Genomic DNA, 13,548 nt, shown 5'->3' on the forward strand with positions numbered 1-13,548 from the left:
CCATTATTATAAAAACAGGAATTAAAACTCTTTCTTTTGAGCATCATAAGAAGTTTTGGTAAATCACACATCCACGAGCAGATAATTAGGCAGACGTATTAATTAAACAAGTCACAAAAAACTATCAAAAACAGAAAAACAATAATTTTTCACTATCAATCAAAAAATTTAACAACCCATTTAAAATTGAAATTAAAAATAACCAACAAACTGAAATATATAGATAAAATCAATTTAAAATAACAAATATACAAAAAATAAAAAACAAAGATAAAATAAAAATTAAATTTTGAAATAAAAACACAGAATCAATATTTATATTTTAAATAACAAACACAAAGCAACTCATATAGCAATACAACAAATAACAACTAAATACATATTAAACAAAAACCCAACCTAATGAAGAGAAGAACAAAAATAAGATCATTATGATTAATAAGAGAAATCTAAACGCCAATAGTTCTTATTAACAATAATGCGTAGCAATATTTTTACTACCCGAAGGAAACACCGCTTTTGCGGGTAAAGATATCTAATCTAAACTCGCGAAAAATACAACGCTTTATAAAAATCGAAATGGATCATTTTATAGAAAATAGGAGAAAATCAATAAAAACCAATGGACAATCGTCCAAAACGCTCAAAAAACCACCACAAATTCACACTTTGTTACAATATTACTTAAAAAAAGACTTTCCAAAAAGCATGAAGAAAAACAGTCATCCAGGCCAAATTGCTCATAAGCGAAGAAAGAATGGGCATCGCCTCTTCATCATAGAATATTACCAATTCGGTCAGCCATGCGCGGCTAACGCGGAAAATGCAGTACGTCGAACGGTAAAGCCACTTCTTGCCAAACTCATCGACAGATAAGTATGCAAGATACCCTCTGGCTAGCGCCTTAATGCACTCCCTCCTAAGCTTAAGTAATATCCGTCTGCTAAAGAGAGCCGATGATGAAAACATCTCCCTTTATTCTTTTTTGCGCAGCCCTGCTGACCGGCTCGCTGACCGCTATTCCAGTGACCGAAAGCTGGGCGGCAACCAATACGCAAGCGGCAACCCCGCCCGGAAAAGAATCACCCTGGCCCCACAAATACGTCATTGACGGAAACACCGTCACTTTTTATCAGCCCCAATTGGATAATTTAGAAGGCGACCGCTTAACCGGGCGACTGGCGGTATCCATTGACAGCAACGGCGAAGCAGATAAAAAAGCGTCGAATAAAAACAAGGGAAAGGCAACGCCGGCCCGCTATGGCGTGGCCTGGTTCTCCGCTCGAATTGAAACGGACACGCTGGCGCGTACCGCACGCTTAAGCGACATAACGTTGGATAAAGTCAATTTTCCAACGGCGGCGGAAGACAGCGCCCGCTACTTAGAAATAATGAAAAGCGCTCTGCCGCGCGAAACCCTTACGGTGAATTTAGATCAGCTAGAGGCCTCTTTGGCTATCAGCCAGGCAGAAAACAAGCAGGCCGACGCCGCCGTTAACAACGAGCCGCCGCACGTCCAATTTTCCTTTACGCCCGCCCTGCTGATATTGGTAGACGGCGATCCGGTACTTAAAGCCACGGCGTCGGAAGGCGTATCGCGCGTTATCAACACCCGCTCACTGCTGCTGGTAAAAGACGGTCGATGGTATCTGCGCTTCGCTAACGTATGGATGAATGCGCCTGCGCTAAATGGCCCCTGGCAGTCAATCAGCCAGGTTCCTTCCGGCGTAGAGAGCGCGATGAACGAGGCGGTCAAGTCACACCTCGTGGACGTAATGCCCAACCCCGGCGACGAAATGAAGCGTCGGCTGGCGGAAGGGAAATACCCTACCGTCTATGCGGCAACCCACCCTACCGAGCTGATAGAAGTGGAAGGTGAACCGCAGTTCTTACCGATAGAGGGCACCAAGCTGATGTACGTCAGCAACACCAACGCCGACGTTTTTATTGACGCCAACGCCGACAACGCCTGGTTTGTTCTGCTGTCCGGCCGCTGGTTTACCGCTACCTCAACACAGGGGCCGTGGAGCTACGTTCCCGGCGACAAGCTGCCAGAGGACTTTGCTCACATTCCGTCCGATAGCCCCAAGGGCGCCGTATTGGCATCAATCCCCGGTACGCCGGAAGCCAAAGAATCTCTGATAGCTAATGCGATCCCCCAAACCGCCAGCGTCGACAGGGCGAAAGCGAAGCTTACGGTAAGCTATGATGGAGGCAAGCCGGTCTTTAAGCCGATTGAAAGCACGACGCTCTCTTATGCGGTCAACAGCGCCCTGCCGGTGATTGAGATAAAGCCGAACCTCTACTACGCGCTGCAAAACGCCGTATGGTTTACCGCTGACTCCCCCAGCGGCCCGTGGCGCGTAGCGCTTTCCGTTCCGGCAGAAATCTACGCAATCCCCGTTTCTTCTCCCGTTCACTACGTGACCTATGTCCACGTCTACGGCCATACGGACAGCGTGGTCTACGTTGGCTATACCTCCGGCTATTACGGCACCGTCGTCAGCAACGGCGTGGTGGTTTACGGCGGCGGCTATCCCTGTAACGCCTGGGTCGGCAACGTTTGGTATAGCTGCCCGACCACCTACGGCTATAACGCGGCCTTTGGCTACGATCCTTACGTCGGCTGGACCTTCGGCTTTATCTCTGGAATGGCCTGGGCTTCAGCCTGGTACGGCCCTTACTGGGGACCGTGGTATGACGATCCGCCGGACTGGTGGCACGACGGCCCTTCTATTGCCGTTAATAACGTCTATGCCAGATGGGGAAACACCGTTGCGCAGGGCACCCGCGTCTCCTGGTCCGATCCCTGGAGCGGGAATTATGGCACCGGCGTGAGGGGCAGTTTCCACAATGACGTTACCGGTGGGCACGGCTACGGCTATGCCGGGCGCAACGTGAACGACTATACCGGCGTTCATTCCGCCGCAGCCGGCGGCGTTCGCTACAATCCGCAAACGGGTCGCGCCGTCGCGGCTACCGGAGGCGCGGCCTTTAACCCCGATACCGGCAACGGCATCGCCGGCGGCGCTAAAACCTCGGTCAACACCCGTACGGGCCGGGTCACCGACAGCGTTAATCGCGCAACGAGAAGCGATGAAGGCGCGACGGCCGCTGGCGCATTCAATAGCCGAGGCCCCGGGGGCGATGCGCACGGCTCTGGCTACGTGCACTATAACGCTGACACGGGCGAGGTGACTCACGGCGGCGTGGTGCATACCGACGGCGGCATCTATGCGGGCAAAGACGGCAACGTCTATCGCTATAACCGAGACAACGGCTGGCAGCAAATGCAGTCCGACGGTCAGTTTAAAAGCGTAACCCCGCCCTCCGGCTCAGGTATCCATCAGGACCAGCTGGCGCGTAGCCGAGGCGATCAGCGAACCCAGGTGCGCAACAACTTTCAGACCATGCGTCAAAATTCAGCTAATACGACGGCAGGCGCCGCGCCGCGAGGACAGATCCACCGCGATATCGGCTCTCGCCCTGCCGTTAGCGGCACGGCCCCCCGCCTCTCCGGCAATGGAGAACGCCTGCAAAACCTGCACGGTTTTGACCGCAGCAACTACGGTCAGGGATTTCACGGCCATATGGGAGGATTCAGGCACTTCCGCTAGCGGCCAGAGGCGTACAGGCTGAAAAACAAAGAGGCGACCAACGTCGCCTCTTGCCAATTAGAAGAACGCCCCCTACGACTGCGCGATAAACTGCTCGCGCAGGCGCTGAAGCTCGTCGCGAACCTGCGCAGCCTCTTCGAACTCCAGGTTTTGCGCGTGCTGATACATCTGCCCTTCCAGCTCGCGGATCTTTTTGTCCAACGCCTGCGGCGTAAGCGCCTGATAGTCTGCGGTCGGTTCCGCCGCTCGCTTCTTACCGCGCCCCTTGCTGTGTTTCAAGGTTCCTAATCCCTGACCCAGCTCTAGGATGTCGTCGACCGACTTATTCAGCCCCTGAGGAACGATGCCGTTCTCCTCGTTATAGGCCATCTGCTTCGCCCGACGGCGTTCGGTTTCTTCAATCGCCTTCGCCATTGAGTTGGTTATCCTGTCGCCGTAAAGGATTGCCTTGCCGTTGAGGTTGCGCGCGGCGCGACCGATGGTCTGAATAAGCGATCGCTCGGAGCGCAGGAAGCCCTCCTTATCGGCGTCCAAAATCGCTACCAGCGAGACTTCCGGCATGTCCAGCCCCTCTCGCAGCAGGTTAATCCCGACCAGCACGTCAAACTCGCCCAGACGCAAATCGCGAATAATCTCGACCCGCTCGACGGTGTCGATATCCGAGTGCAGGTAGCGCACCCGTTCGCCGTGTTCTTCCAGATACTCGGTCAGGTCTTCCGCCATTCGCTTGGTGAGCGTCGTCACCAGCACCCGCTCGTTCTTCTCCGCGCGCAGGCGAATTTCCGATAGCAGATCGTCCACCTGCGTCGCCACCGGGCGAACTTCAATTTCAGGATCCAGCAGGCCGGTCGGGCGCACCACCTGATCGATAACCTCGCCGCCCGATTTGTCCAACTCGTAGTTGCCCGGCGTCGCCGAGACGTAAATCGTCTGCGGGGCCAGCTGTTCGAACTCTTCAAAGCGCAGCGGGCGGTTGTCCAATGCGGACGGCAGGCGGAAGCCGTACTCCACCAGCGTCTCTTTCCGCGCCCGATCGCCTCGGTACATACCGCCAATCTGCGGCACCGTTACGTGGGATTCGTCGATGACCAGCAGGCCGTCCGGCGGCAGGTAATCAAACAGCGTCGGAGGCGGTTCCCCTTCTTTGCGCCCGGAAAGATAGCGGGAGTAGTTTTCAATGCCCGAGCAGTAGCCGAGCTCGTTCATCATTTCAATATCAAACTGAGTGCGCTGCGACAGGCGCTGCTCTTCCACCAGCTTGTCGTTAGCCAACAGCACTCTGCGGCGAGAGGCGAGCTCGTCCTTGATGCCCTCAATAGCCTCAAGGATGCGCTCGCGCGGCGTGACGTAGTGGGTCTTCGGATAAATGGTAAAGCGCGGCACCACCTGCTGAACCTGCCCGGTCAGCGGGTCAAACAGCGACAGGCGTTCAACCTCGTCGTCAAACAGCTCAATGCGCAACGCGTACTCATCCGATTCGGCGGGAAAAATATCAATCACCTCGCCGCGCACGCGGAAGGTACTGCGCTGGAAGACCTGATCGTTACGCGTGTATTGAAGCTCAGCAAGGCGCTGAAGGATCGCCCTCTGATCGATAATCATGCCCCGCGTCAGATGCAGCATCATTTTCAGATAGGCGTCGGGGTCACCCAGACCGTAAATTGCCGATACCGACGCAACTAGTACGACGTCCCGCCGCTCCAGCAGCGCTTTGGTGGCCGACAGCCGCATCTGTTCGATGTGTTCGTTGATGGAGGCGTCTTTTTCGATAAAGGTGTCGGAGCTGGGCACGTAAGCTTCCGGCTGATAGTAGTCGTAGTACGAGACGAAATATTCGACGGCGTTTTCCGGAAAAAAGGCCTTCATTTCGCCATAGAGCTGAGCCGCCAGCGTTTTGTTAGGCGCCAAAATCATAGTAGGACGTTCAAGCTGGGCAATAACGTTAGCAATGGTGAACGTTTTGCCGGAGCCGGTCACACCCAGCAAAGTTTGGTGCGCAAGGCCGTCTTCCAGACCTTCAGACAGGCGGCGGATCGCTTCCGGCTGATCGCCCGCGGGCGCAAACGCCGAATGCAGCTTAAATGTTTTGCTCATGGTTAATGACTACCTGCTCTCATCGTTAATGACCGACGGTTAGAAATCATAGTTTCTATTATGTGAACCAGAAGGACTTTTTACCATCGCCATTATACTGTATATTTAAACAGCGCGAAACCACCGCCCACCCATTCGTTTTGTTCATTGTTGCGTGCATATTATCTTCATCGTTTGGGGACACGCTAAACGCGATTCGTCAAGCAACAAAAATCTATTTTATCCCCAGAAAGCGATTGACATTTTGTTTTCTGGAATTTTTCCTGCAAACGCAGAACAATGATGAAAGGTGCGGACGATGGCCCTCTTGATTTTAATTAATTTATTGATAATAAATGAATTCCAATGAATGATGATAATCCAGTCAAAAACATAAAAAGCCGCATTCCAGCTAGCCTGAAGTCATTTTTCTAACGTTAATACACAAGGTTATCCACAGGAATAGTGGATAAGTAAAATTTTCCTACTAATACTGCAACATTGCGATCGCCTCCCCTTTGATTTGCGCAGAAAAAATGCCGCAAACAAAAAAATTTTTGTGCTGTTTTCGCCAAAAAGAACGCATAAAAAAACCAGCGGATTGCGCAGTATCTTCCATAAGGGAGAGCAACGAAGCGGCCTTATTGCGTCTATCTGTCGACAGGGTATGCAGATCTTTTGATCGCCCGGCCATTTTGTGTTCGAATGGGGACATTTCTTACCATTCAATCCAGCCCTGTGATAAACGATGAAATATCAAATTATTGCTCTTGATCTAGACGGCACGCTGCTTACCTCGCAAAAACAGATTTTACCCGAATCCCTTAGCGCACTGGCCGAGGCCCGCCGTCAGGGCGTTAAGGTGGTCATCGCCACGGGGCGTCACCACGTTGCCATTCATCCTTTTTATCAGGCGCTGGCGCTGGATACGCCCGCTATCTGCTGCAACGGTACGTATGCCTACCACTATCAAAGCCAAAGGGTGCTCTCCGGCACGCCGCTGACTAAAGCACAGGCGCTTCACGTAGCCAAGCGGATTCGCGACCTTCCCATTCGCAGCCTGCTGTACGTCGATAACGCCATGCAGTACGAGCGCCACGATGAGGCTATCGGTCGCTGGCTTGCCTGGGCCGGGCGGCTGCCCGAGCATCAGCGCCCTGCGATTGAGCAGGTTGAAAGCTATGAGGCCGCTATCGAGCGGGCGGACAACGTATGGAAGTTCGCAACCGTCTGCGATGACGCAGAGCTTCTGGCCACATTCAGCGCGCAAATAGAACAAGAGCTGGGGCTAACCTGCGAGCGCTCTTGGCATAACCAAATCGATATGGCGCAGGGAGGCAACAGCAAGGGCAGCCGCCTGCGGGAATGGGTAACGTCGCAGGGGCTGTCGATGGAAAACGTCATCGCCTTTGGCGACAACCTTAACGACATCAGCATGCTTTCTCAGGCGGGTTTGGGCGTCGCAATGGGAAACAGCAGCGACGAAGTAAAGGCCGCGGCCGACGTCGTTACGACGGAAAACGAAGCGCCGGGCATTGCAGAAACGATCAGAAAACACGTACTGGCCGCCTAACGGCTCCCTTAGCCGCCCAGGCGGTTAAGGGAACGCTATACGGGCCTGTTACCACACCTCTCGGCTGATAGAGACGCTTTTTATCTGGGCGAACAGCCGCTGGCCAATGGCGATGCCCAGCTCGTCGCGCGCCCACGGCGTGATCCTTGCCCATAAGAAATGCTGGCCGACGATAAGCTTTACTTCAACCCTGTCGTCATAGGGATGCAGCTCAACCACCTCGACAGGCAGGATATTGCGAATGCTGCTGTGCTCAGGCAGGCTCAGCGTGAGCGAGACGTCCGCCGCGCTGATGCGAACCCTGACCCGTTGCCCTGTCGGCACGTCCAGACGATTGACCCACAGATGATAATCACCCAGCGCCAATGCGCTCATCGGATAGACGTCGTGTTGTCGTGACATCGTCACGTTCCACACGCTGCTCTGCTCTTCTTGCTGTAGCCAGGGAAGCATGGCGTCGCTGGCCCAAACGGCCTCCAGCTCACCGGAGGCCCTCACCTTGCCGGCGTCCAGCACGATCACCTGTTCGGCCAGCCGAAGGATCTCTTCCATGCTGTGGGTGACGTACAGAATAGGAATATTGACGTCCTTCGCTAACCGCTCCAGATAAGGGATCAGCTCGCGCTTACGCGGTACGTCAAGAGAGGCTAAAGGCTCGTCCATCAGCAGCAGCTCCGGCGCGGTTAACAGCGCGCGACCGATGGCGACCCGCTGCTTTTCCCCGCCGGAAAGCGTCATCGGAAAGCGCTTAAGCAGGTGGTCTATACCCAACAGCTCTACAATGCTATCGAACTGGCCGCGCATCTGCGCTTTCATTCCGTACTGCAAATTCCCGCGGATGCTGTAGTGAGGAAACAGCCGCGCTTCCTGAAACACATAGCCGATGCGTCGCTTCTCCGGCGGTATAAACACGCCCCGCCCGCAGTCAACCAGCGTACGGTCATTTAGCATAATGACGCCGCTGTCCGGCTTCGTCAGGCCGCTCACGGCGTTAATCAGCGAGGTCTTTCCCGCGCCGGACAGGCCGAAAACGGCGGTAATGCCGTTGGCCGGCACCTCAACGGAAACTTCCAGCCCCAGCGCTCCCAGCTGCTGTTTAAAATCAAGTTTAAGCATTAGCTTTTAAGCCTCCGCTGGCTCCAGCGCGCCAGCCACTCCGACATCAGAAGCGACAGCAGAGAGAGCAGAATAGCGATAAGGCACAGCCGCGCCGCGTCGCCCTCGGCGCCGGGCGTTTCAATCAGTGTATACATCGCCAGAGGAATGGTGCGCGTCTCACCGGGAATGTTGGAAACGAAGGTGATCGTCGCGCCGAACTCGCCCAGCGAACGGGCGAAAGCCAGCACGACGCCGGCAAGCAGACCGGGAAAAGCCAGCGGAAGCGTCACGGTGAACAGCACGCGCCAAAAGCCGGCGCCCAGCGTTCTGGCCGCCTGTTCCAGCCGACCGTCCACCGCTTCAAGCGCCAGCCTAATCGCCCGAACCATTAAGGGAAAGGCGATCACCGCAGACGCCAAGGCCGCGCCGCGCCAGCTAAAGGTAAAGCTGAAGCCAAACCATTCATAAAGCCACTGGCCAATGACGCCTTTACGCCCCATGCCGATAAGCAACAAATAGCCAATAACCACGGGAGGCAGCACCAGCGGAAGATGAATAATGCTGTCAACGAGCGCCTTGCCGGGAAACTGACAGCGCGCCAAAACCCAGGCGACCATAATGCCGATAGGCAGGCTGAAGGCCACCGCTACTGCGGCCACCTTCAGGCTCAGCAGCAGGGCTTCTAGTTCATAGGCGGAGAGCATTATTTATTACGCGGGCTAAAGCCGTAACGGGTAAACACCTCTGAAGCTTCCGGCGTCGCCAGATACTTGGAAAAGGCCTCTACCGCAGCCGTTGAGTGGCCTTTTACCGTCGCCATCGGGTATTCAACCGGTAGGTGGCTTTCTTCAGGGAAAATGCCGACTACCTTCACTTTCTGGCTGGCGACAGCGTCAGAACCGTAAACGATGCCCAGCGGGGCTTCTTCCCGCTCAACCAGAGCCAGAGCGGCGCGAACGTTATTGGCGCGGGCCATTTTCGGGGACAGCTGCTCCCAGGTGCCCAAATAGGTCAGCGCCTGCTTGGTATAAATACCGGCCGGTACGTGGTCCGGATCGCCAACCGCCAGCCTGCTGTCCTTCAGCAGGGATGACCAGTCGGTAACTTTGTTGACGTTAACATGCTTCAACTGGCTGTTCAGTGGCGCAACCAACACCAGATCGTTGCCCAGAAGCGTTACGCGGCTTTTTTCTTCAATCAGCTTTTTATCCGCCACGTAGTCCATCCACTGCTGATCGGCAGAGATAAACATATCGGCGGGAGCGCCCTGTTCAATCTGACGGGCTAGCGTGGAAGAGGAGGCGTACGAGGCTTTAATTTCCACGCCCGACGCTTTCTGGTATTTCGCTGCGACCTCATCCAGCGCGTTGGTTAAAGACGCCGCCGCGAATACGGTGATTTTTTCCGCCGCCGCGGCAGAATTCAGTACGCCAGCGGCCAACAAGGCGATAAACGCCGTCATCTTAAATGTCTTTTTCATTGTTGCCTCGTTTTTATGAGAGAGGAAGTAAGCGGTAACGATTCGATATGTAATCGATAATATAGCGACTTATTGTTCGCTTGTCATTGCCTCAGTCGAGTTACTCGCGATAAAAACATAAAAACGGCGGACATAAAAAAACCGGCGCGATATTATTCAATCGCGCCGGTTTTTTAAAAGAGAGGGTACGGACTGCTAACGAAATGCAATCGCTATTCGCTATGGCCAAAGCTGGAAATAAAGTTGCACAGCTCGCCGAAAGCGTAAATAAGCCCTAGAATGATCGCCATAACGACGGGGACCAGACAGGTCACAACTACTAAGCTTTTCAATAATTCAAACATCGTTCTTCCACCAAAATCTGGGAAGCGCCCTTCGCTTTCCGCATTCGTACTTGTAGATAATGATAGCACAGTTTATTTCGTTTCCATCGACAAGTTTCAGCTATCCGTGCGGTGACATTTCTCCGCATTACGACGCCGCTTAATGGTATCATTTATCAAAATGTGAAGGACGGCGTCTTGTTCCTTCCCCTCTTCCTATGGCAAGGTTATCAATAACTTCTTTCTATTTTATACGGGTCCTGTCTGATGAATGCTGAAATTTTACTGACATTAAAGCTCCAGGGACACCTGTTCGCCGATCCTAAACGCATTACGCTGTTAAAGCAGATCGACAATACCGGTTCGATAAGCCAAGGGGCCAAGCAGGCCGGCATCAGCTATAAAAGCGCCTGGGATGCCGTTAATGAAATGAATCAGCTGACCGACAGCCTGCTGGTTGAGCGCGCAACGGGAGGAAAAGGCGGCGGCGGCGCCCATTTGACCTCCTACGGCAAACGCCTGCTTCAGCTTTACGGCCTGTTGGAAAAAATTCAGCAAAAGGCGTTTGACGCCCTGCAGGATGACGACATTCCCTTAGACAGCCTGCTGGGCGCCATCGCCCGCTTCTCGCTGCAGACCAGCGCCCGCAATCAGTTTTTCAGCACCGTGCTCCCGGCAGAAACGTCCGCGCCGCCGGGATACGTGCGCGTTTTGCTGGCCGACGGGAAAACGAGCCTGTATGCCTCGTTAACTCACCAAAGCATTAAAAGGCTCGGCCTCGTTCAGGGCAAAGAGGTGCTGGCGTTGATAAAAGCGCCCCTCATCGAGCTTCACAATGCTGAAGTCAAAGATGCCGACAACTGCCTGTCGGGGCGCGTGGCATCCATTACCGAAGGCGAGCGGCGCGTCGAAGTGCTGTTAACGCTGGAGGGCGGAGAAACTCTATGCTCCACCGTCAGCCACCCACGGGCAAAGGCGCTGGCGCTTACGGAAGGTCAGGCGCTCTGGGCCACTTTCCAGGCGGAAAGCGTCATTATCGCTACGCTGTGCTAGCCTGACCTCTGTCACCGCTTCGTTTAAGTCAGCCGCATATTTCTGCGGCCGACGTTTTTTTCAGTTCATGGATCCCATTCTGGCAGCACGTTATGTTGCTGCATTTTTAGCGCATGTTTGACATGATGAAAAATGTCATAACTAAAAAATAACAATAACCGCAGCGTTACTATAGTCGACATCCCTCAAGATGCCTCGAGGCCGCTTGAAGGATGTCGAATATACATTGTCAGGAAAGGCTACATAATGAAACAGCTCACCATTTCAGAGGGAAACTTTCGGCTAAGCGATACCAAAACTCTGCTTTTACCAACGATCTGCCTTAAGGAAGGCGAAAGCTGGGCATTCGTTGGCAGCAACGGCAGCGGAAAATCCGCTCTGGCGCGCGCGCTTTCTGATGAACTTACGTTGCTCGGCGGCGTAAGAGAAACCGACTTCACGCACATCGTTCGTCTTTCATTCGAACAGCTGCAAAAGTTGATTACCGAAGAGTGGCAGCGCAACAATACCGACCTGCTTAGCGAAGGTGAAGACGACACCGGCCGCATGACCGCCGACATTATCCAAATGAACTATCGCGATGAGAATGCCTGTCGGCAACTCGCCGAAACGTTCGGCATTACTCACCTGCTCGAAAGGCGCTTTAAGTATCTTTCTACCGGAGAAACCCGCAAAACGCTGCTGTGCCAGGCGCTAATATCCTCTCCTGACCTACTGATTTTAGATGAGCCGTTTGACGGGCTTGACGCGGCGTCGCGCCAACAGCTGGCGGCGCTTCTGTTCGAACTTTCTCGCGGCGGCATTACGCTCGTTTTGGTGCTTAACCGCTTTGATGAAATTCCCGATTTTATTAGCCACGTCGGCATCTTGGCCGACTGCCAGCTTGTCAGAACGGGCTTGCGGCGTGAAATCCTCGCCGAAGCGCTGGTTGAACAGCTGGCGCAAAGCGAACGGCTGGCGGGTACTGAGCTCCCACCGCCAGAGTTAAAGGAAACCGCGCCCTTCCCACCCGACGAACCACTGATTGAACTCAACAACGGAATCGTCACCTATAACGACCGGGCGATTATCAACGGGCTGAACTGGCAGGTTAATCAAGGGGAGCATTGGCAAATCGTCGGCCCCAACGGCGCGGGGAAATCGACGCTGTTAAGCCTCATTACCGGCGATCACCCGCAGGGATACAGTAATGAGCTGACGCTGTTTGGCCGTCGGCGCGGCAGCGGCGAAACCGTTTGGGACATCAAAAAGCACATCGGCTACGTCAGCAGCAGCCTGCATCAGGATTACCGGGTCAGCGCCAGCGTGCGCAACGTTATCCTGTCGGGCTATCTGGACTCGATCGGCGTTTATCAGGCCACTTCGGATACTCAACAAAAGCTCACACAGCGCTGGCTAACGCTGCTTGGCTTTGACGCCATCGCCGACTCGCCGTTTCACTCGCTTTCCTGGGGGCAACAGCGGCTGGCGCTCATCGCCCGCGCACTGGTGAAACACCCCAGGCTGCTGATTTTGGACGAGCCGCTTCAAGGGCTCGATCCGCTGAACCGCCAACTGGTGCGACGCTGGATTGACGTTTTAATGCAGGAAGGTAAAAGCCAACTGCTGTTCGTCTCCCATCATGCACAAGACGCCCCCGCCTGCATCACTCATCGATTGAGCTTTATCCCGACGGGCAACAGCTATGCCTACGGAATCGAGCAGCTGCGATGCCCTGCGGCCTGACAACGAAAATAAAATAAGGAGCGGTTTTATGGAAAAAGCGGCCTTTTTTCACGAGGACGACTATTGCCAAATAGAGATTTTGCCATGCGAAAATCTGACGTACTGCAAAAATCAAATGGACGAGATTGATGGGTTTAGCGAAGCTCACCGGGACGGTGACGGCTTTACGGATATATTTATTCGCGAAGACAATCCCATCAGCCTGGCTGAGCGAAAAATTCCCGTCACGCGCCTTGAACAGGCGCTTGGCCCCGTTCTGAAAAAATATGACCGCGTTCTCACCGGATACAGCTCATACCGTGAAGAGTGTAAAAACGCGGGCGCCTTCGTCTACAATGAAAACATCTCCGTTTTCTATGACGTCGACGGCGACGTGATTCACCACCTGTGGCTGATGCTGGTTCCGTATACGCAAGAAGAGTTGGAAAAAGGCATTGAGGCGCTCAACGCGCTCGCTTCGCTGGGGGATCTTATCCTGGCGGACTGGGGCTGGAGCGTTGTGGAACGCCTGCAAAACCAAGCGCAGATAGCCCATTATATGAATGAGCGATTGAAAGTATTCAGCGAATTATAGAAACGCATTTTTACATCAAGAGAGATTACGCC

At 53.8% G+C, this 13,548-nt stretch carries 10 protein-coding genes; 5 read left to right on the forward strand and 5 right to left on the reverse strand.

What is annotated here, in order from left to right; genetic code table 11:
* Positions 1–956 precede the first annotated feature (956 nt).
* Positions 957–3,617: a hypothetical protein gene (locus V8L73_RS11585; protein ID WP_347253051.1), complete on the forward strand. Its 2,661-nt coding sequence runs from the start codon at positions 957–959 to the stop codon at positions 3,615–3,617.
* 72 nt (positions 3,618–3,689) lie between these two features.
* Here the strand turns inward: V8L73_RS11585 and uvrB are convergent, their stop codons facing one another.
* The gene (uvrB, locus tag V8L73_RS11590; RefSeq protein ID WP_347253052.1) at positions 3,690–5,711 is read right to left on the reverse strand and encodes an excinuclease ABC subunit UvrB; all 2,022 of its coding nucleotides are present in this window, start codon (positions 5,709–5,711) and stop codon (positions 3,690–3,692) included.
* Between the two features lie 727 nt (positions 5,712–6,438).
* Here uvrB and V8L73_RS11595 point away from each other — a divergent pair.
* Entirely contained in the window at positions 6,439–7,263 is an 825-nt protein-coding gene (locus V8L73_RS11595) for a pyridoxal phosphatase (RefSeq protein ID WP_027272879.1), read from the forward strand.
* A 48-nt stretch (positions 7,264–7,311) separates the two neighbouring features.
* Here V8L73_RS11595 and modC read toward each other — a convergent pair whose 3' ends face one another.
* The 4 genes from modC to V8L73_RS11615 all read right to left on the reverse strand — a co-directional run bounded on the left by modC (position 7,312) and on the right by V8L73_RS11615 (position 10,185).
* Positions 7,312–8,379, reverse strand: a complete 1,068-nt coding sequence (gene modC / locus V8L73_RS11600; protein WP_347253053.1) for a molybdenum ABC transporter ATP-binding protein ModC — start codon at positions 8,377–8,379, stop codon at positions 7,312–7,314.
* On the reverse strand, positions 8,379–9,068 hold the full coding sequence (modB, locus tag V8L73_RS11605) for a molybdate ABC transporter permease subunit (protein WP_027272877.1): 690 nt from the start codon (positions 9,066–9,068) through the stop codon (positions 8,379–8,381). Before modB ends, modC begins: the two co-directional genes overlap by 1 nt.
* Positions 9,065–9,841 (reverse strand): molybdate ABC transporter substrate-binding protein, encoded by a 777-nt coding sequence (gene modA / locus V8L73_RS11610; protein WP_347253054.1) that lies wholly within the window; start codon positions 9,839–9,841, stop codon positions 9,065–9,067. The genes modB and modA overlap by 4 nt, the downstream gene beginning before the upstream one ends.
* Positions 9,842–10,053: 212 nt before the next feature.
* Positions 10,054–10,185: an AcrZ family multidrug efflux pump-associated protein gene (locus V8L73_RS11615; RefSeq protein ID WP_027272875.1), complete on the reverse strand. Its 132-nt coding sequence runs from the start codon at positions 10,183–10,185 to the stop codon at positions 10,054–10,056.
* Between the two features lie 246 nt (positions 10,186–10,431).
* Between V8L73_RS11615 and modE the strand changes: the two genes are divergently transcribed.
* The 3 genes from modE (at position 10,432) to V8L73_RS11630 (ending at position 13,516) form a co-directional block, all read left to right on the forward strand.
* Positions 10,432–11,217 (forward strand): molybdenum-dependent transcriptional regulator, encoded by a 786-nt coding sequence (gene modE / locus V8L73_RS11620; RefSeq protein ID WP_027272874.1) that lies wholly within the window; start codon positions 10,432–10,434, stop codon positions 11,215–11,217.
* A gap of 246 nt (positions 11,218–11,463) precedes the next feature.
* Positions 11,464–12,942 carry a molybdate ABC transporter ATP-binding protein ModF gene (gene modF / locus V8L73_RS11625; protein WP_347253055.1) on the forward strand — a complete coding sequence of 493 codons (1,479 nt, stop codon included), beginning with the start codon at positions 11,464–11,466 and terminating at the stop codon, positions 12,940–12,942.
* A 28-nt stretch (positions 12,943–12,970) separates the two neighbouring features.
* Positions 12,971–13,516, forward strand: a complete 546-nt coding sequence (locus V8L73_RS11630; RefSeq protein WP_347253056.1) for a hypothetical protein — start codon at positions 12,971–12,973, stop codon at positions 13,514–13,516.
* Positions 13,517–13,548 lie beyond the last annotated feature (32 nt).

The organism is Leminorella grimontii (genome assembly GCF_039789245.1).
Lineage (GTDB): Bacteria > Pseudomonadota > Gammaproteobacteria > Enterobacterales > Enterobacteriaceae > Leminorella > Leminorella grimontii.

Excerpts from the sequence above, each read along its gene's own strand:
- modE (WP_027272874.1), top strand. The coding sequence starts at position 10,432 with ATGAATGCTGAAATTTTACTGACATTAAAGCTCCAGGGACACCTGTTC.
- modC (WP_347253053.1), bottom strand. The coding sequence starts at position 8,379 with ATGCTTAAACTTGATTTTAAACAGCAGCTGGGAGCGCTGGGGCTGGAA.
- modF (WP_347253055.1), top strand. The coding sequence starts at position 11,464 with ATGAAACAGCTCACCATTTCAGAGGGAAACTTTCGGCTAAGCGATACC.
- V8L73_RS11585 (WP_347253051.1), top strand. The coding sequence starts at position 957 with ATGATGAAAACATCTCCCTTTATTCTTTTTTGCGCAGCCCTGCTGACC.
- modA (WP_347253054.1), bottom strand. The coding sequence starts at position 9,841 with ATGAAAAAGACATTTAAGATGACGGCGTTTATCGCCTTGTTGGCCGCT.
- V8L73_RS11615 (WP_027272875.1), bottom strand. The coding sequence starts at position 10,185 with ATGTTTGAATTATTGAAAAGCTTAGTAGTTGTGACCTGTCTGGTCCCC.
- V8L73_RS11595 (WP_027272879.1), top strand. The coding sequence starts at position 6,439 with ATGAAATATCAAATTATTGCTCTTGATCTAGACGGCACGCTGCTTACC.
- V8L73_RS11630 (WP_347253056.1), top strand. The coding sequence starts at position 12,971 with ATGGAAAAAGCGGCCTTTTTTCACGAGGACGACTATTGCCAAATAGAG.
- uvrB (WP_347253052.1), bottom strand. The coding sequence starts at position 5,711 with ATGAGCAAAACATTTAAGCTGCATTCGGCGTTTGCGCCCGCGGGCGAT.